Source organism: Saccharothrix sp. NBAS 001 (assembly GCF_056640475.1).
On sequence record NZ_CM153251.1, the window covers coordinates 3,872,620 to 3,890,525 of the forward strand.

11 protein-coding genes are annotated in these 17,906 nt (G+C 73.3%); 7 read left to right on the top strand and 4 right to left on the bottom strand.

Annotation, left to right across the window (positions count from 1 at the left end):
• Positions 1-88: 88 nt before the first annotated feature.
• Positions 89-1,984 carry a hypothetical protein gene (locus AC0HI0_RS16205; RefSeq protein WP_480933189.1) on the top strand — a complete coding sequence of 632 codons (1,896 nt, stop codon included), beginning with the start codon at positions 89-91 and terminating at the stop codon, positions 1,982-1,984.
• A gap of 143 nt (positions 1,985-2,127) precedes the next feature.
• Complete coding sequence (locus tag AC0HI0_RS16210; protein WP_480933190.1) at positions 2,128-2,811, top strand: hypothetical protein; 684 nt, start codon at positions 2,128-2,130, stop codon at positions 2,809-2,811.
• On the opposite strand, the gene AC0HI0_RS16215 is transcribed toward AC0HI0_RS16210, so the two are convergent.
• Positions 2,812-6,150, bottom strand: a complete 3,339-nt coding sequence (locus AC0HI0_RS16215; protein ID WP_480933191.1) for a toll/interleukin-1 receptor domain-containing protein — start codon at positions 6,148-6,150, stop codon at positions 2,812-2,814.
• A gap of 288 nt (positions 6,151-6,438) precedes the next feature.
• On the opposite strand from AC0HI0_RS16215, the gene AC0HI0_RS16220 reads away from it, so the two are divergent.
• Positions 6,439-6,846, top strand: a complete 408-nt coding sequence (locus AC0HI0_RS16220; RefSeq protein ID WP_480933192.1) for a hypothetical protein — start codon at positions 6,439-6,441, stop codon at positions 6,844-6,846.
• 68 nt (positions 6,847-6,914) lie between these two features.
• Here the strand turns inward: AC0HI0_RS16220 and AC0HI0_RS16225 are convergent, their stop codons facing one another.
• Positions 6,915-9,497 carry a tetratricopeptide repeat protein gene (locus AC0HI0_RS16225; protein ID WP_480933193.1) on the bottom strand — a complete coding sequence of 861 codons (2,583 nt, stop codon included), beginning with the start codon at positions 9,495-9,497 and terminating at the stop codon, positions 6,915-6,917.
• Between the two features lie 208 nt (positions 9,498-9,705).
• On the opposite strand from AC0HI0_RS16225, the gene AC0HI0_RS16230 reads away from it, so the two are divergent.
• From AC0HI0_RS16230 to AC0HI0_RS16240, 3 genes are all read left to right on the top strand, one after another.
• On the top strand, positions 9,706-10,896 hold the full coding sequence (locus AC0HI0_RS16230; protein WP_480933194.1) for a hypothetical protein: 1,191 nt from the start codon (positions 9,706-9,708) through the stop codon (positions 10,894-10,896).
• A gap of 212 nt (positions 10,897-11,108) precedes the next feature.
• On the top strand, positions 11,109-12,071 hold the full coding sequence (locus AC0HI0_RS16235) for an AraC-like ligand-binding domain-containing protein (RefSeq protein ID WP_480933195.1): 963 nt from the start codon (positions 11,109-11,111) through the stop codon (positions 12,069-12,071).
• A 98-nt stretch (positions 12,072-12,169) separates the two neighbouring features.
• Complete coding sequence (locus AC0HI0_RS16240; protein ID WP_480933196.1) at positions 12,170-13,177, top strand: carbohydrate-binding protein; 1,008 nt, start codon at positions 12,170-12,172, stop codon at positions 13,175-13,177.
• A 475-nt stretch (positions 13,178-13,652) separates the two neighbouring features.
• On the opposite strand, the gene AC0HI0_RS16245 is transcribed toward AC0HI0_RS16240, so the two are convergent.
• The gene (locus AC0HI0_RS16245) at positions 13,653-14,306 is read right to left on the bottom strand and encodes a response regulator transcription factor (protein ID WP_480933197.1); all 654 of its coding nucleotides are present in this window, start codon (positions 14,304-14,306) and stop codon (positions 13,653-13,655) included.
• A complete protein-coding gene (locus AC0HI0_RS16250) occupies positions 14,294-16,270 on the bottom strand; it encodes a sensor histidine kinase (RefSeq protein WP_480933198.1) in 1,977 nt (658 codons plus the stop codon). Before AC0HI0_RS16250 ends, AC0HI0_RS16245 begins: the two co-directional genes overlap by 13 nt.
• A gap of 247 nt (positions 16,271-16,517) precedes the next feature.
• Between AC0HI0_RS16250 and AC0HI0_RS16255 the strand changes: the two genes are divergently transcribed.
• Positions 16,518-17,888: a hypothetical protein gene (locus tag AC0HI0_RS16255; RefSeq protein ID WP_480933199.1), complete on the top strand. Its 1,371-nt coding sequence runs from the start codon at positions 16,518-16,520 to the stop codon at positions 17,886-17,888.
• Positions 17,889-17,906: the final 18 nt, after the last annotated feature.

Genomic DNA, 17,906 nt, shown 5'->3' on the forward strand with positions numbered 1-17,906 from the left:
CCAAGCCGCCGGTCCGAAGCGGCAACGCATCCGGCCGCATCCGCATTAGTGCGGGTGCACGCCCGGTTGGTCTCTCTAGTGTCTCCCGGTGACCGGAATCCACCAGTGGGGCGCGGCCGAGGGCGGTTCGACCGTCATCCAGGCCGGTCGGGACGTCAACCTCGGCGGACCTGCCGACCCCGATCCGGAGGTCGCCGCCGTGGCGGCCGCCACCGAGGCCCTCTGGTACGAGGCCGAGTCCACCTGGGACCTCTCCCCCGACGCACCCGTCAGGATCGCCTGGGGGCAACAGGCGCCGCAATTGCTGTCCGCCGACGTCGTCACCCGCCTGTACGACGAGGTGTACGACCGCGCCGCGGCAGGTGTCGCGGTCGTGATGGGCGCACCCGGCATCGGCAAGTCGTCGGTCATGCACCTCCTGCTGCGCGAGGCGTTGCGCCGCCGCCGCAAGCGGTCGCTGGACGAGCGCGGCGATCCCCTCCCGGTGCCGGTGTGGCTCACGCTCGGCGACTGGGACCCGGTGAAGGAAACCCTCGCCGACTACGCCGCGCGCGTCGTCGGCGCGATGCTGCGACCCCGGTGGCACCGGATCTCCGCGCCCGGCGGGCGACTGGTGCACCGCAGGCGGGTGGCGCTGTTCCTCGACGGGCTCGACGAGATGCCCGAGGGTCGGCGTGGCCACGCGGTCGAGCAGATCACCAAGCTCGGCCGCACCCTCCGGGTCGTGGTCACCACCCGGCCCCGCAAACGCGCGCCGCGCGACGCCGAGCGGTTCGCGAACGCCGAGCTGATCCGCCTGCACCCGGTGGACGTGCGCGCGGCCGCCGACTTCCTGGTCCGCGACGGCGGCACCACCTCGCCGAGGCTGCGGGACCTGGCCGAGCACGTCCGGGCCGACCCGCACGGCGTGCTCGCCAAGACGCTCACCACGCCCTTGACCATCGGCTTGGCGCGCGACGCCTTCGGCGGCACCGGGACCGATCGCGTGGGCCTGGCCGAACTCACCGCCGCCGGGACGCAGAGCCGCGTCGTCTCCCTGCTGGCGGGCCTGTTCCTCGACCGCGCGTACTCCACCGATGGCCGACCCGGACGTCTGCGCCGCAAGCGCCAGGAACGCCGCAACGCCCGCGAGCGCGCTTTCGCGGCGTGGATCGCGCGGAGCATGAACGCGAGCCACGACCTCACCTGGTGGCGCATCCCGACCTGGATTCCGCTCGACGCGCTCCGCGTCCGGTGCGCCTTCGCGATCACCGCCGCCGTCGGGCTGATGATGGCCGTGGGCGCGCCCCTGGCCGACGTGCCCGCGCCCTGGTCCATCCACCTGTGGCCCGTCGGGCTCACCGCGCTCTACGCGGACTGGCAGGTCAAGCGCGCCGCCGGCCGGCCACCGGCGAGGCTCGTGCTGCCCCGCCCGTCCGCGCGGGCGTTCCGGCAGATGCTCGTGGGCAGCCTGATCGCGGGTGCCGCCGGCGGATTCCTGCTGAGCTTCGGCTTCGGCGTCCGCCTCGGGGCGGCGAGCGGCGCGACCATCGCCGTCCTGGGGCTGCTCGGGTCCGGTTTGTACCGGGGCGCGCCGGGCGGGCTGCTCAGGTCGGCGACGTCGCCGCTGGCCCACTCGTCGACGCTGAACCCGGTGGACGCCTGCCGCGCCGACCGGCGCCGCACCGCCACCACGGCGATCGGCGGCACGATCCTGGGCGGCGTGGCGTTCGGGCTGCTGGGCACGTCGGCCGACCTGGCCGGCGGCTGCGCGCTGTGGGGTGCCGGGATCGGGTTCGCGATCGGCTGCGTCGGCGGCCTGGGGCCGGGCGCGCTGCTCCCGTTCGCCCGACCCGACCTGCCGGGCTTCCGCCGGTCCACCGCGCCGCTGCCCACCCTCAAGAAGGCGGTGGCGCGGAAGGTGCTGCGACAGGCGGGCGTGCTGTACCAGTTCCGGCACGCCGCGATCCAGGAACACCTGTGCTCCTGGACACCTGAGGAGTGAGATCGGCGGCGCACACGACGCGAACCGCGCCGACCACCGCCCGGATGGCGCCCCGCCTGGGAGGATGGCGGGATGTGCGGTGAGGCGGACGCCCTGCTGTGGACCGACCGGCCACCGAGGTCGGCGGAGGAGGGCGGCGATCGATGGACGCGGTAGCTCACGTTCTGGACTCGCCGGCACCGTTGAGCGCTCGCGCCCAGGCGTTCCTGGCCCGCTGCGCCGGGCGGGTGGCGGTGGACACCGGGCCGGACGACGACCGGTGCCGGGCCGAGATGCGCGCCGCGTTCGGTGACAGCGACGAACACGCGCTGCGCGCGCTGCGTTCGGTGCAGCAACGGTATTCGGGGCTGAGCTACGCCAGCCCGTTGCGCGGGAAGATCGTGTTCGGGCCGGTGCTCGAAACCGACACGGGCACCGACCGCGTGGAGTTTTGGTACGCGGTCACGGACGAGCGCCCGGACGGGGTGTCCAGCGGCACCCTGCTCCCGGACGGCACGCTGCTGTTCGGGCTGTTCGACGTGGACCTGCCGGCGTTCCCGTCCCTCGACCACTTCCTGGAGTGCGACGCGCTGCTGGACCACGCCGTCCGCCGGGAACCGCTGTCCACCGAGCACCCGGAGAGCGCAGCCGACCACGTGGCGGAGCTGCGCCGCCGTCACCCGTCGCTGCGCAGGCTGGAACGGGAAAGCGGTTTCCACACCGAGTGGTGGAGCGACGGCGACCTGCTGATCCTCCGCGACTCGCTGCACGCGGAGTCGACGGCCCGGGTGCCGGAGGTCAACCGCGCCAAGGCCGTCGTGCGGACGTGGCGCGTGGCCGCACGGTGATCAAGGGCCGGCCACGAAGGTCCGGGAGAAGGTCGGCGGGTGGGACGACCCCACGAACGGCTCCAGCGGCTTCCGCGAGGTCCACGGCAGGCTGAGGGTCCCGGCACCGTAGGGCAGGGTGAGCGTGATGGTCCGGGGAACCCATGGGTCGACCCCGGTGTTCGAGGCCGGTCCGGTGAACATGACGTCGACGTGTGCCTGCTGCCCTGCGGCGAGCGGGAGCGGTGGCCCGGGTGGGGCCACGACCTGGCGCAGCCGGTACTGGGCTTCGTGCTCGGCGTCCGGCGTGCCCGTCACGCCGACGTCGGGCAGGTTGTCGAGGGTGCAGGTCGGACCGGACTTGTTGGTGACGACCAGCCGGACGGTGTCCTCGGTGGGCGCGGTGCCGTAGCCGAAGTCGAGGTTGCCGGATTGGCAGGGGCCGTCGCCCGAGGCCGGTCGGTCGGCCGGGGTCCCGGACGGCGTGGTCGTGGGAGCCGGTGTCCCGGCGGGCGCGGCACTGGCCGGCTGCGCGGGCGGGGCACCGGGACACGGGGCCGCGTAGGGGATGTCGGGGGCGTGCTGCTGCCACTGGTGCGCGGTGAGGGTGTTGCCGGTGGCCGCGCAGAGGTCACCGATGACCTGCTCGTCGTCCAGGTACCACATGCGGATGGTGCCGTCCCGGTTGACCGCCGCGAGGGTGTGGCCGTCGGCGCTGAACACCACGCCGACGATCCCGCTGACGTACTGCCGGGTGGTGATGAACTGGTCGACCTTGTTGACGTTGCTCGACAACGGGCGTCCCATCCGCCTCGGGTCGGTCGGGTCGCCCACGTCCCACAGTTGGACCGCGCCGTCCGACGTGCCGACGGCGAGGGTGCGCCCGTCCGGGCTGAGCCCGGTCGGCAAGCCGGGCAGGGTCGAGTCCGTGCCCTCGACGGCGGCCTTGCCCAGGCGCGAGGGGTGGGACGGATCCGTCACGCGCCAGATCTCCACTCCGGGCTCCGGTTTGCCCACGGGGACCAGGAGGACACCGGCGTCGCGGTCGAACACAGGGAGGTCGATCGCGTCGACGGGGATGGTGGCGAGGCGCGCCGGAGTGTCCGGTGTGGACACGTCCCAGATCCCCGTTTCCTCGCCGGTCGTCGCGAGCAGTCGGCTGTCCGGGCTGAACACGGCGCGTCCGCCGGGGATCGGCGTCGCCCGGGGCGCGGGTCGGGCGGGGTCGGTCAAGTCCCACAACGCCGTCGATCCCGCGCTCGTCACGGCCAAGGTGCGGCCGTCCGGGCTGTAGGCCGGGGACGTCGGCCGGCCGTCCGACCCACCGGGGATCGCGGCCGGCGGCCCGAGGGCCGTCGGACGGCGGGGGTCGGCGGTCGACCAGACGCCGACGCCCGCGCCGGTGACGGCGGCGAGCCCGCCCGAGGAACTCAGCGCCAGCCCGAGGATGCCCTCGGTTTCCGTGGAGGGTAGGGCGAACCGCACCGGGTCGAGCGGGCCGGACAGGCTCCAGATGTTCGCGGTGGTCGACCGGGTCCGGGTGGCCGCGACGTTGCGGCCGTCGCTGGTGACCACGATGTCGTCGATCTCGCTGGACTCGACGTCGGGTTGGACCCGGTACCGGGCGGGCAGCCGCCACACCACCAGCGTGCCGACGCTGTCCAGCACGGCGACGCCACGCCCGTCCGGGCCGACCGTCAGGCCGGTGACCCCGGCCGCTTCCCCTTGCCTGGCAAGGCTCAGCGGCGGCGTCAGCGAGGTCGGCCGCGCGCCGGACCGGGTGTTCCACAACGTCACGGTTCCGTCCCGGTTGCCGGCCGCCAGCAGGTTGCCGTCCGGGCCGAACGCGGTCGCGGCGACCGATCCGGACAGCGCGGTGTTGGGCACGGGTGCGGGGTAGCCGGGCTTGAACACGTCGTCGAGCCGCCAGAAGGCGTTGTTGCCCCTGGTGTCCGTGACGGAGACCGCGGAGCCGTCCGGGCGCAACGCCAGGACGTTGCCGGTCGTGCCGCTCGCACCGGGAACCGGGGTGGCCTTCAGCGCGGCGACCGGGCCGGTCAGGTCCCAGATGTCGACCGCGCCGCTGCCGCGCCCGACGCTGAGCGTGTGGCCGTCGACGCCGAAGACCAGCGACACCACCGGGCCGGGCACCGGCGGGCTCGTGCCGATCCGCACCGGGGCGGCGGGCTCGTCCAGCGACCAGACGGAGAACGTGCCGTCGAGGCCGCCGGTCGCGAGCCGGTGGCCGGGCGGGTCGAAGGACAGCGCCGTGACCGGGCCGCCGGGAACGGACGCCGACGCCACGGGCCGCGCGGCGGTGGCCACGTCCCACAGGTCCACCCCGGCCGCGCCGCCGACGGCCAACGTCCGGCCGTCCGGCGCGAACGAGACCGGTGCGGCCGTCCCGCCGCTCGCCTTCGCGGCCCCGAACCGCAGCGGTTCGCCCGGCGCGGAGAGATCCCACAGGCCGACCTGGTCCTGCCGGAGCCCGGTCCTGGCCAGCAGTCGGCCATCCGGGCTCAGCGCCAGGGCTCCGTCGTTGCGGTCGGCCGCCGTCGAGGACGCCGTCACGACCACGTTGAGCGGCGTGTTCCCGTCGTTGAGCAGGTTGGTGTAGGCCAACTCCGACGTCGGGTCCGCCCGCCGCGCGGCCACGTCGAACTGGGCCGCCAGGGACGGGTCGCCCCCGCGCAGCCGGTCGGCGATCGTGCTGAGCCGGTTCGACCGCGCGGCGGCCTCGGAGGTGTCGACCTGGTGCTGGAGGGTGAGGACCACCGTGCTCGCCACGCCGGCGAGCAGGACGGTCGCCGCGGACACGACCGCCGTCATGGTGCGGCGGCGCCGCCGCACCCGTTGCCACAGGTGGTCGAAGCCGACCCCGAGCAGGCCCGCCGCCGTCCTGACCACCATCCGCCGGTCCGGTCGGCGGGTCCCCCGGCCGTCGAGCCACCCGAAGTCGTGCCGTCGTCCGCCCGGCGGGGTCAGCGCCGGGGGGAAGTCCACCTCCCAGTCCGGTTCGCCGACCGCGACCACCAGGACGCGATCGAGGCCCTGCTCCCCCACGAACCGCGCCACCTCCTCGTCCACCCACTCCGACCGGACCGCGGCGGGCGAGGTGACCAGCAGGAGGAATTCCGAGTTGTCCACGCTGTCGTACAAGGTGCGACGCAGGTCCGGCGAACCCGCCAACTCGTCCTTGTCCCGGAAGATCGGCCGCAACCGCGTCACCCCGTTGCGGCGCAACGCCCTCGGCACGTGGAAACGCTCCAGCCTGCGGTGCAGGGACCGCACCCACTCCTCGTCCTTGCGGGAGTACGACAGGAACGCGCGGTAGCGCCTGCCACCGGGTAGACCAGTCATGAGCCCACTCCAATGCGACCCGATCCGAGCAGCGTGGAAAGCCGGCCACCCTGTGGTCGTCGGCCGCCGCAGGACCGTTACGCCCCACGGGCCTGTCGACGTCGGACGATCGGAGGTCGACCGGTCGGCGCAACGCCGCCCGAACCCGGGGCCGCGTCGAGGTCTGGAACACCGGGGACCCGCGCGGTGGGGCGGTCGGGTGATTGCCCGGGGTGCGGCTGGCCCTTCGGTCGCCCCGCTCGGCACAATGGTCGCGTGAGCTTCCGCCGTCCGCGTCCCGCCACCGTCGTGGCGCTGTTCGCGGTCGCCGGGGCGTCGCAGATCGCGGCCGGGTTCGACGGCGAGCCGACGGCGTTCCAGATCGTCATGACCGTCCTGCACACGCTGGTCGCGGGCGGGGCCGCCGGGTGGATGGCGCTGCCGGAGATCCCGAGACGACCTCGCCGTCGACCCGAAGCGGACCAGCCGAGGGCCGGCACCGCGTGGATGGCGCTGTCGCGAAAACGCGAACCGGGCCTGCGCAGGCCGACGGCGAGCTGGTTGCCGCCCGGTGACGCGTGGACGCCGTTGCCGGCGGAGGGGAACCAGAGCCGGTGGGGGCCGAAAGCGAATGGGCCGCCGGCCGGTGATGCCCAGAAAAAGGCGATAGGCGCGCCAGTTCAGCGTGCCCGAAAACAGCTGATCCCGACGAATTAGGGCCGGCGCGGGAGTGACGGTCATTCTGCGGACAGCGGGCATTGCCGCAAAAGGGCCGAGGATCTCGGTTATTGGACGTCCGGGGCAAGTTCGGTGTCCCTCCACCGCCGGACCTCCGCCGCCCGCGGTGAGCCGATCCGGTCGAACCGTGCGGCGCAGTCGTCCGCGAGCCGTACGGCCTCGGCTCGATCGCCACCCGCTGCGCCGGCGCGCGCCAGCCCGAACGCGGCCAGAGCGGCGACCTCGTCCTGACCGGTGCGGTCCGCGCCGCTGAACGCCGCGAGGTACAGGTCTCGCGCGGCCACCGCCCCGTGCTCCGCCTCCTCGGCCTCGGCGAGCCGCAGCCGCAACCGCGCCAGCAACGCGGGTTCGGTCCGGGCGAGCCGGGACGCGCGTTCCAAGCCCTCCCGTGCCGCCGCGATCCGGCCGGCCGCGAGGTCGAACTCGGCCAACGCCTCCAGCGAATCCACCAGGCACGTGCGGACCATGATCCGTTCGGCGATGGCCAGGCTCTCCCGCAGCAGCGGCTCCGCCGCGCCCGAGTCGCCTCCGGCCAGTTCCAGCCTGCCGAGTTCGCGCAGCACGTCGCAGAGCTTCTCCGGCCGGTCCTGCTCCTTGGCCAGCTCCCACGCCTCGACCAGGCGCGCGCGGGCGTAGTCGGGCAGGGCGGTGCGGGCGGCGACCCGGCCGAGGTTGAGCACGATCGGCATCCGCTCGTGGTAGCCGAGCTGGTCCGCGCGCTCCAGCGCCTCCACGAGCAGCTGTCGGGCGCGCGGGTAGTGTCCACTTTGGAACGCGAGCCAGCCCAGCCCGTGCAGCGCGTCCACCTCCGCGCTGCCCTGGTGCACCTCGCGCGCGATGGCGAGGCACTCCTCGAAGTGCCCCCGCGCGGTGGGGTACTCGCCCGCCTGCACGCTCATCCAACCCGCGACCTGGAGCACGTCGGCGAGCCGGGCGCCGTCCTCGCCCTGCCGCGCCAGTTCCAGCGCCCGCTGGAGGTGGCTGTGCGAATCCGCGTGCCGGCCCTGCAACCCGGCGACCCAGCCGAGTCCCTGCAACGGCGCGATGGCCTCCTCGCCGGACGCGCCGACCAGGGCGTCGGCGAAGTGCCGCCGGGCGTGTTCGAGGTTGCCGCGCATGCCCGCGCTCCAGCCGAGCCGCACCATCAGTTCCACGATCTCGCCGGTCAGGTCCGCCTGCTGGGCCAGGCGCAGGCCGTCCACGAGGTAGCGCCCGCCTTCGCGCAGTTCGCCCTGCTCCATCACGGCGCTGCCCAGCCGGACGAGGGTGCGCGCCTCGGACGCGGTGTCGTTGATCGTCCGGGCCGCCGACAGCGCGTGCCGCAGGTGCTTTTCCGCCACGGAGTACAGGCCCCGCAGCGCGAGGTGCCCGTACACCTCGTCGACGCCCGCCAGCAGGGTCTCGTGCATACCGTGCCGGTGGGCGTGTTCGAGTGCGTGCAGGACCGTCCCGAACTCCCGATCCACTTCCTCCGGTGTCATGACGCCCTCCTGTGCGAACAAGACCGTGGCCAGACGTCGTTCAGCGGCACCTGAGCCCCCCTCGCCTCCGGCGTAGTCGTGCACGACCTGGTGCATCGAGTACCTGTTGTCCGGCAACGACTCGACCAGGCCCGCGCGCACGACCTCGGCCACCGCCTCCCGGTCCGGCACCACCGACCACGCGCGGGATACCGTGAAGCTCTCGGGTTTGGCGGGGAACGCCGCGAGGTCGCGCAGCGCCTGCCTGGCCGCGCCGGACAGCCTCCCGTAGCCGACGTCCAGAGTGGCCTGCAACGAGACCGGCACCCCGGCGGGCAGGCTCGGGTGCGCCGCCGCCGGGGCCTCACGCCTGGTCAACGCCAGCCGCGCCCCCGCCGCGCGCAGCCGGTCCAGCGCCTCCACGACCCGGAAATCGCCCTCCACCGCGTCCAGGCGCAGCCGGTGGCCGATCAGCGTGAGCGCCAGCGGCAGACCGCCGACCAGGCCCACCATCCGGGCGGTGGCCGCCGGATCACCGGCCACGGCCCGGGGTGCCAGCGCGGACAGCAGGGCCACGCCGTCGCGCACCGACAGCTCGCCGACCTTGACCACGACGTCACCGAACTCCGCCGCCACCCCGGGCAGCCGGGTCGTGAGCACGTGCGCGCACGCCGGCCCGCCGAGCTGGAACGCCAGGGCGTGGTCGGCGTCCCAGGCGTCGTCGATCACCAGCAGGTAGCGGCCCGCGGCGATCACCGGGTGCAGCGCCTCCACCCAGCCGCGCACTCCCGGTTCGCGCACGTCCTCCAGCCGCAGGCCCACCGCGGCACCCCACACCGACAACTGCCGCTGCACCTCGGCCCGCGCGCCGAGACCCGCCCACAGCACGCCGTCCGGGAACCGCTCCCGCACCGTCTCGTCGTAGGCGAGGCTCAGCGCCAACGCGGTCTTGCCCGCGCCCGGCATGCCCCACAACGCCACCGATCCGCCCGGTGCCAGCTCGTGGAGACGATCACGCAGGCCGTCGCGCCCGACCAGGAGCACGGACGAGCGGGTGGGCGCCAGGAACACCGGCGGGCGCGCGGCTTCGTGCAGGTGCACCGCGTCGATGTGCCCCGCCTGCACGACGTTCACCGCCGACCCGCTGAACTCGTTGACCTGGCCCGTCATCGCCGGCTCCCCGGTTCGAAGTCCCCGCCTCACCCGGACCATCGCGAAGTCCAGCACACCGTTAGGCCGTTTCGACCCGTGTCACCCACATGTAGGCGCACACCGCCCGAACGGCGTAGTTCTTTTGCCCAAACGGGCGGACGCCGCTGCACACAGAGACAAACGCACGACACTCTCGCGCGTGACCACCGCCGCGCACAATGGCCGCATGGCGCACGGCTTCGTGGAGAAGGCATCTCGACAAACTCCCACCCCACAACGAGATGCGCGCCCGCACCACCCACGTGCGGGCGACTTCTCGCCGACCGCGATCCGTTCGCTGCAACGGCTCGCGGGCAACGCCGCGGTCACCCGCACGGTGCAGCGGGACCCGGCCAACGCCCTGCCCACGACGACCTCGCCGCCCCCGCGCGACCTGCGCTGCCCGGTGTCCACCACCCTGCCGCCGGAGACCTCGCCCGCCGTCGTCTTCAACGCGGGCGGTGCCGCCATCGACAGCGAGGTCGCCAAGGTGATCACCGGGTTCGTCGCGCTCTGGAACAGGATCCGGACCACGAAACGCGGCGGTGTCGGTGATGCGCTGCTCGTGGACGGCTTCAGCAGCACCACCGGACCGGCGGACCGCAACTGGCGGCTGGCGTGCGCGCGCGCCGAGTCGGTGCGGGCGGCGCTCGTGGCCAGGATGACCGCGCAGGGATTCCCGTTGCCCGCCATCGACATCCGGGCCCACGCGCCCACCGCCGCGTTCAGCCCGACCCCGATCCGCAACCAGCGCGCCGTGATCACCCCCGCCGACCTGACCGACTACCGGGGCACCGTGACCCACGACCGGGGCGACGGGGCGTCGACCACCCCGGCGCTGTTCCCCGGCCTCGGAGCGCGCAAGCGGTTGTTGCTCAGCGCGGGCGGCAACCTCCTGGACCTCGCCGTCGCCATGGTCGAAACCGAGACCCTCGGCACCGACGACCGGTTCTACCCGCGCGGCGACGGCAAGCAGTTCGACGGTGCCAACTGGGGCATCTTCAAGCAGAACTGGCGCAACATCAGAACATCGAGCGCGTTTCCCGCGAACGCGACCGGCCGCGGGCTGGACCCGGCCGACTGGGAGCGCGGCGAAGTCCTCAACACCGATCTCGCCCTGGACGTCCGCGTGCTGCACGCGAGCCAGGCGACCCTCGGCGTCGACGCCTGGTTCGCCTCGCACCGCCAGGGCAAGACGGGCGAAGAAGCATTCCTGACCGCAGCACGGGGCCAGTCGCTCGACCCGGCACACCTCAGGGCCATGGCGCAGATCACGAACTACGAGCAGGCCGTGGGTTTCGTGGTCGGGCAGCTGAAAGCCGACCCGCTGCTCCAGACCGACAACCGCAAGTTCTTCGTGCAGGTCGAGGCGATCTGACCCGGAAGTCCTGTGGACGCCGGGAAAACGACGTGTTCTCGGAAGTATTGGGGGACGCGGTCGGACATCTCGTCCTGTTCGCCCCGTTTGTCGATTCCGCGCCCGCTGATCGGCCGCCGACAACGCTGCGGTACCGCACACGCGCATCAACTTCCCCGCCCCTTCTGGTGATACTCATCATGTTGGGGGCGATTCGATTTGGGGGAGTTGCCGTGTTGACCGAGTTCAGCACCGAAGGTCTGCCCGCGTCCGACAGGTTCGACAGCTGGGTCGAGTCCGGCGCGCGGTCGCTGACGCCGACGCTGGTGCGGAGTGCCGAAGCGACCGATTTCCGCGCCTCGATGCGCACCCTGACGCTGGGGGACGTGGTGATCTCCGCGCTGGCCTACCCGACCGTGCACGTCCGGAGGCCGCCTCGGCTGATCCGCCGTTCCGACCCCGAGGCGTACCAGCTCAACCTCGTCCTCGGGGGCGAAGCGGTGGTGTGGCAGGCGGACCGGCGGGCGCACCTGGGCGTCGAGGAGTTCACGCTGTACGACACCTCCCGCCCGATGTCGGCCCAGCGCCTGTGCTCGCCCGCCGCCCCGTCCCTGCTCGTCCAGGTGCCCCGGGCGCGGCTCCCGTTGTCGCCGAACGCGGTCAGCAGGCTGACCGCCGTCACGTTCAGCGCGCGGCGGGGGCTGGGCGCGTCGCTCGCCCGCTGGCTGCGCGACACCATGCAGCGCGCGCACGAGTTCACCCCGGCCGACGTGCCGGTGCTGGCCTCGGTCACCGTCGACCTGCTCGCGGCCGTGCTCGCCGAGCCGCTGGCGGCGCAGGACAGGCTCACCCCGGAGTGCAGGCTGCGGGCGCTGCGGCTGGCCGCCGAGGACCACGTGGACCGCCACCTCGCCGACCCGGCGCTGACCCCCGCGACGGTGGCGGCGGCGCTGCACATCTCGACGCGCCGGTTGCAGCAGCTGTTCGGCGTGGAGAACACCGGCCCGGCGACGTGGATCCGGCACCGCCGGCTCGAACGCTGCCGCCGCGACCTGGCCGACCCGCGCCTGGACGCCCTGCCCGCGCACCGCGTCGCCGCCCGGTGGGGCTTCCCGAGCCCGGCGCACTTCACCCGGCTGTTCCGCGCGACCTACGGCGTGACCCCGGGCGAGTACCGCCGGCAACAGGCCCGCTGATGCGCGAATGGGCAAGCGCCGTGCGCGTTCGGGCAACGCCGCGACGGATTCACCGTGCAACCTGGAAGTCGGATCACACGGTTCTGGGGAGGACAACGATGAAATTGCTGTCGTCACGCCCGTCAGCGGGCGGGTCTCGCCGTTCCCTGCGGCGCGCCGGTGTCGCGCTGCTGGCCGTCGTCGCGTTGTCGGTGGCCGCCGCGCCGGCCGGGTACGCGTCCACAGTGGACAAAGCCCCGGCGGAGGGCGTCACGCCCTCGCCGACGGCACCGGCCAGCGGGAAGCTCGTGCCCGCCCTGCGCGGCGAGGCCGCCAGAGCGGCGACGGGACCGCTGGTGAACGACCGGTTCCGCGCACTGGGCGAGGCCCGCCACACCGGCCGCGCCGACGCGCCGGTGCGCACCGCGAGCGTCACCCCGTGGGCGGGCACGCTGCACGCCGACTGGGGCGCGTTCCCGAACGTCGCCTCCGAAGGCGCGCAGGCCACCCACTACATCAACCCGAACGTGCACCTCTCGGCGAGCAACCCCGACGTCGTCTACGCCCCGACGCTCGACCCGAGCGGCAAGACCTGCATCGAGGTGACGACGATCTACTTCGCCGGCGGCAACGGCGTCGGAGCGTGGGACTGGTGCGCCGCGACGCCCGCCTTCGCCACCATCTCGTGGGTGGACGCCACGTTCGTCAGCACCTACACCACGACGATCCTCGGGAAGCGCGTCTACACGGTGAAGGACGTGCAGACCAACGCGGTGACCAACTCGTGGACCGCCTACCTGTACAACTACTCCACCGGCACGTGGGACGCGCTGCACACCAGCGCCGACCCGGCCAAGCTCAGCCAGACCCACGGCGGGTGGGACATGTTCGAGGTCTACACCCAGTACAACTCCGCCACCGGCCAGGGCTACTACTGCACCGAGGTGACCGGGGCGCGGTTCGAGGCCACCCAGATCCAGATCAGGGTCGGCGGCACGTGGAGCAACCTGACCACCGCGAACTCCTCGGTGACGCCACCGTCCAGCGTGTCGAGCAGCGACTTCGGCTGCGACAACCTGACGATCACCCTGCCCGTGGCCAACAGCCACTGGAAGGTCGTGGCCTGACCGGTCGCGAGCACCGCCCGGTCGATCATCCGTCCACTGTGGATGGTTGGTCGGCCGGGCGGTGCCCTCGTTACCTCTTTCGTGTTTCCTGATCGTGGAGGTGTGGTCGTCGGGTCCGGTGGCATCGAGGGTCCGCCGGCAGGGACACGGCCGTCGGTGGGCGGGGTCTGGTCGTCACGTGGGTGCCGGCGCTCGACGCCCGACCGTCGACCACCCGGGACGAACGGTCGGCATGGTGGACGGGCAGCGCTGCCGGTCACGGTCGCCCGCGCCGCCGGGCACCGGGTCGCCCACCCGCCCGGCACCGCAACACTCGACCGGCCCGACGACCGGCCACCAGGCAGCGGCGCAGATCCCGTCCCGTCACAGCCGAGGTCGAAGGGGATACCCGACGCCCACCCTCCCACCGGCGTCCCGACCTCCCCGCCCGGCATCGGGGCCGGGAACACCCCTGGGCAGTGGTCGCCGAACGCGGTCAGGAGCGGTCCGGGAGCCGGTCGAGGTAGAGCAGGACGGCGAGCACCCGGCGGTGGTCCTCGTCTGAGTCGGCCAGGCCGAGCTTGGCCAGGATCGACCCGACGTGGGTCTCCACGGTGCGCTCGGCGAGCCGCAGCCGGCGGGCGAGGCCGACGTTGGTCCGCCCTTCCGCCATCAGCGCGAGCACCTCGTGCTCCCGGGCGGTGAGCCTGGACAGCGGGTCGTCGCGGCGGCGCGCGCCCAGCAGCCGGGACACGATCTCCGGGTCCAGCGCCGATCCGCCGGCCGCGACCCGGCGCAGCGCTTCGAGGAAGTCCTCGACGTCGAACACCCGGTCCTTGAGCAGGTACCCGAATCCCCCGGAGGACACCAGTTCGAGGGAGTGCCGGGTCTCGACGTGCTGGGAGAGCAGGACGATGCCCAGCCCCGGGTGGGCCCGCCGGACCTGCCGCGCGGCGCGCGCGCCGTCGTCGGTCAGGTCGGGCGGCATCCGGATGTCGGCGATCACCAGGTCCGGTCCGGTGGCGTCGACGGCGGCCACGAGCGCCGGCGCGTCGATGGCCTTGGCCACGACCTCGTGCCCGGCGTCGGCCAGCAGCCGGGCGAGCCCCTCCCGGAACAGCGTCGAGTCCTCGCCGATCACCACGCGCACGGCAGCACCGCCTCGACCACCGTGCCGCCACCCCGTGGGCTGGACAGGCTCAGCACACCACCGGCGGCGCGGACCCGGTCGGTCAGGCCGGCCAGGCCCGCGCCGGGACGGGGCCGCGCGCCGCCGATGCCGTCGTCGCTGACGCGGACCGTCACCTGCCCGCCCGCGACTTCCACGCCCAGCGCGACGGTGGTCGCGCGGGCGTGCTTGACCGCGTTGGTCATCGCTTCGCCGGCGACGTAGTAGGCGGTGGTCGCCACGTCGTCGGGCAGGTCGTCGGCGCACACCCGCAGCGTGACCGGGATCGGCAGCCCGGCGGCGAGCGTGCTCAACGCGTGCCCGAGCCCGTCGTCCAGGCTGGAGGGCCGCAGGCCGTTGGCGATCCGGCGCAGCTCCGCGACGGCGGTGCCCAGCTCGGCGACCGACTGGTCGAGCAGCCCGTCGACGTCGACGGTCCCGTCGTCGAGGTGGCGCTGGGCCAGCCGCAACGCCATGCCGAGCGACACCAGCCGCTGTTGTGCGCCGTCGTGGAGATCGCGTTCGAGGCGACGCCGCTCCTGGTAGCCCGCGTGCAGCAGTCGGCTCTGGCTCGACCGGACCTCCCGCAACGCGCGGTTGACCTCGCTGCGCAGCCGCACGACCTCCACCAGCAGGGCACCGGCGGTCGCCACCTCGGTCAGCAGGTCCCGGGTGCCGGTGGCACCGCCGATCAGCCCGCCGATGTCCTGCCCGCCCAGTCGGACCGGCGCGAAGTGGCCGTCCGCCGGGTCCGCGTGGCGACCGGCCACGTCGAAGAGGCCGTCCTGGCCCGGCAGCCGGTACACCACGCGGAGATCCGGGTCGTGCAACGCGGTGCGCAGGACCGCCTCCAACTGCTCGGGAAGCGCGGTCCCGGCGTGGGTCCGCCGGTGCAGGTCGTCGATCGCGGCGAGGGCCGCGCTGCGGGCGGGGTAGAGCCACCGGTCCACGTGGCGTTGCAGCCCTCGGCGCAACGGCGCGAGCACCGCCGCGCACACGGCGGTGGCCGTGGCCGCGCCGACCGGCGACGTCCCGCCCGTGCGCAGGCCGACGACGAACGACACGCCGGTGTAGAGGCCGAGCAGCACGGCGGTGACCAGACCGTAGGTCACCGTGGCGCTGAGGGCCTTGTCGACGTCGTAGAGGTCGTGGCGCAGCACCGCGATCGCCGTGGCGGTCGGGATGGCCACGTACATCGCGATCAGTCCGAACTGGACCAGGTCGGGGTTGCCGAACAGCAGGTAGCCGGCCCAGCACAGCAACAAGGTCACCGGCAGGGAGAGCGCGCCGAGCGCGAACCACTTCAGCTGCGCGCGGCGGACGTGCTCGGTGCTGCGGCGGTAGCGGACGACCATGGCGGTGGCGGACAGGACGAGCAGGCCCAGGAACACGAACGGAAGCCCGTTGTCCAGGACCACGATGATCGTGCGGACGGGTTCGCCCGGTCCAGCCGGCGCGTGCGCGACGTCGCGGAACGGGCCGGGGTCGAATGACTCGGCTGCGGTGTACAAGGGGGCGACCACCAGCAGCCCGGCCACCACCCACCGCCAACGCCGGCCCGGCAACGTCCCGTCCGGGAAGCACAACATGAGCAACGCGGGCGGCACGTAGAGGAACATCCAGTCGGCGGCCACCAAGGCGAGCGACAGGTCCGAGACCGGCAGCAGCCCCGGGCCGCTCCGGACGACCACGGCGTACAACTCGCCGAAGCCCTCCCAGACCGCGGCCATCCCGACCAGCACGAGCAGCACGCCGACCGGGTTTCCCGCCCGTCGGTTGGCGATCAGCACGCCCAACCCCGCTGACGTGAGCGCCGGCAGGGCGATGGCGGCGAAGTGCGCGGCGGCGCCGAGATCGCCGGAGGCCATGGCCACCACGGCCCCGCCGACGACCATCGCCGCGACCACGGCGGCCACGACCGGAGCGGGGCGGCGAGGCCGGTGCACCCGACCACCGTAGGGGGCCGGAGGCGTGCGCTTCTCCGTACCAGTACGGAGAAGCGCACCCGTGCCGGCTCGGATCCGCCGCCCGGCCGCCGACCCGAGACTGGGAGCCGGTCGGAGCGGGGATCTCCGATCACGCGACGGGGGCCGTGCCGGGCATCCGGTCCGCCTACCGCAGATGAAGAGAGGAAACGCCTTGATGAACCAACAAGGGAACAGTGGGAGAACAGGAAGACGGAGAGCGGGGATCATGGCCGTCGCGGCCGTGGCCGCGCTCTCGATCACCACCGTGGCCGGGCCGGTCGCGTCGGCCGACCCGAAGAAGCCGGCCGATCCCCCCGTCGCCGCGCCGACCTTCGGCATCAAGGCCCAGGACGTCGCGCCGGCCCCCAAACCGCTGACGCTCGCCGACAAGAAGACCCACACCACCCGGCACGACCCCACCCCCGGCGGGTCCGACCCCCGGATCGCCTCGCGACCGGCCAACGACGACTTCGACTGGGCCACCGCACTGGTCGGCAACTCCGGGTCCCTCGCCGGAACCAACCAGGAGGCCACCGCCGAACCCGGAGAACCCGCCGCCGGCGAAGTCTCCGTCTGGTACAAGTGGACGCCCTCCGCCTCCGGCAACGCCCAGATCACGGTCAACCAGCACGGCTTCGACTCGGAACTCGACGTCTACACCGGCTACTCCGCGACCGGCCTGACCTCCGTGGCGCACAACGACGACGCCAACGGCACCCTCCAGTCCGAGGTCGAACTCACCGTCACGGCCGGAACCCCCTACCGCATCCGGGTCGACGGCCACGCCTCCGCCACCGGCGCGTTCCGGCTCAGCTACGGCGTCAACCGGCCCGCCGGCGACGACTTCACCGCCCCGAAGGTGCTCACCGGCACGGTCGGGCAGGTCTACACCGACACCACGGCCGCCACCGGCGAAGCCGGGGAGCCGGCCCCGATCCACGCCGCCGCCGACGCCTCCATCTGGCACTCGTGGACCGCGCCCGAGACCGGCACCGCCCGCGTCTCCACCGCCGGGTCGGCCATCGACACCACGCTGGCCGCCTTCACCGGTTCCGCGCTGGCGGCCCTCACCCAGATCGCGGCCAACGACGACACCAACGGCTCACTCCAGTCCCAGATCACCTTCCCGGTGACCGCCGGCGTCGTCTACCGCATCCAGGCCGGCGGCTACGCCGGACAGCGGGGCTCGCTGGTGCTCGCCTACGCCGTCAACCCCCCGGCCAACGACCTGTTCGCCACGGCCCAGACCATCGCCGGCACCTCCGGCGCGGTGACCTCGTCCAACACCAGGGCCCTGGGCGAGCCGGGCGAGCCCTACCTCGGGTCCGCGCCCGACAGCAGCATCTGGTACCGCTGGACCCCGGCCAATTCGGGCACCTTCCAGTTCCGCACCTGCGGCTCCACCTACGACACCGTGCTCACCATCGCCACCGGGTCGAGCATCACCGGGCTGAACACCGTGGTCACCAACGACGACTCCAACTGCGGCCTGCAATCGGTCGTCAACCTCAACGTCACCGCCGGGGTCACCTACCAGATCTGGATCGACGGGTACTCCTCCACCTCCCGAGGCACCACCCAGCTCAGCTGGAACTGACACCACCCGCGACGCGGG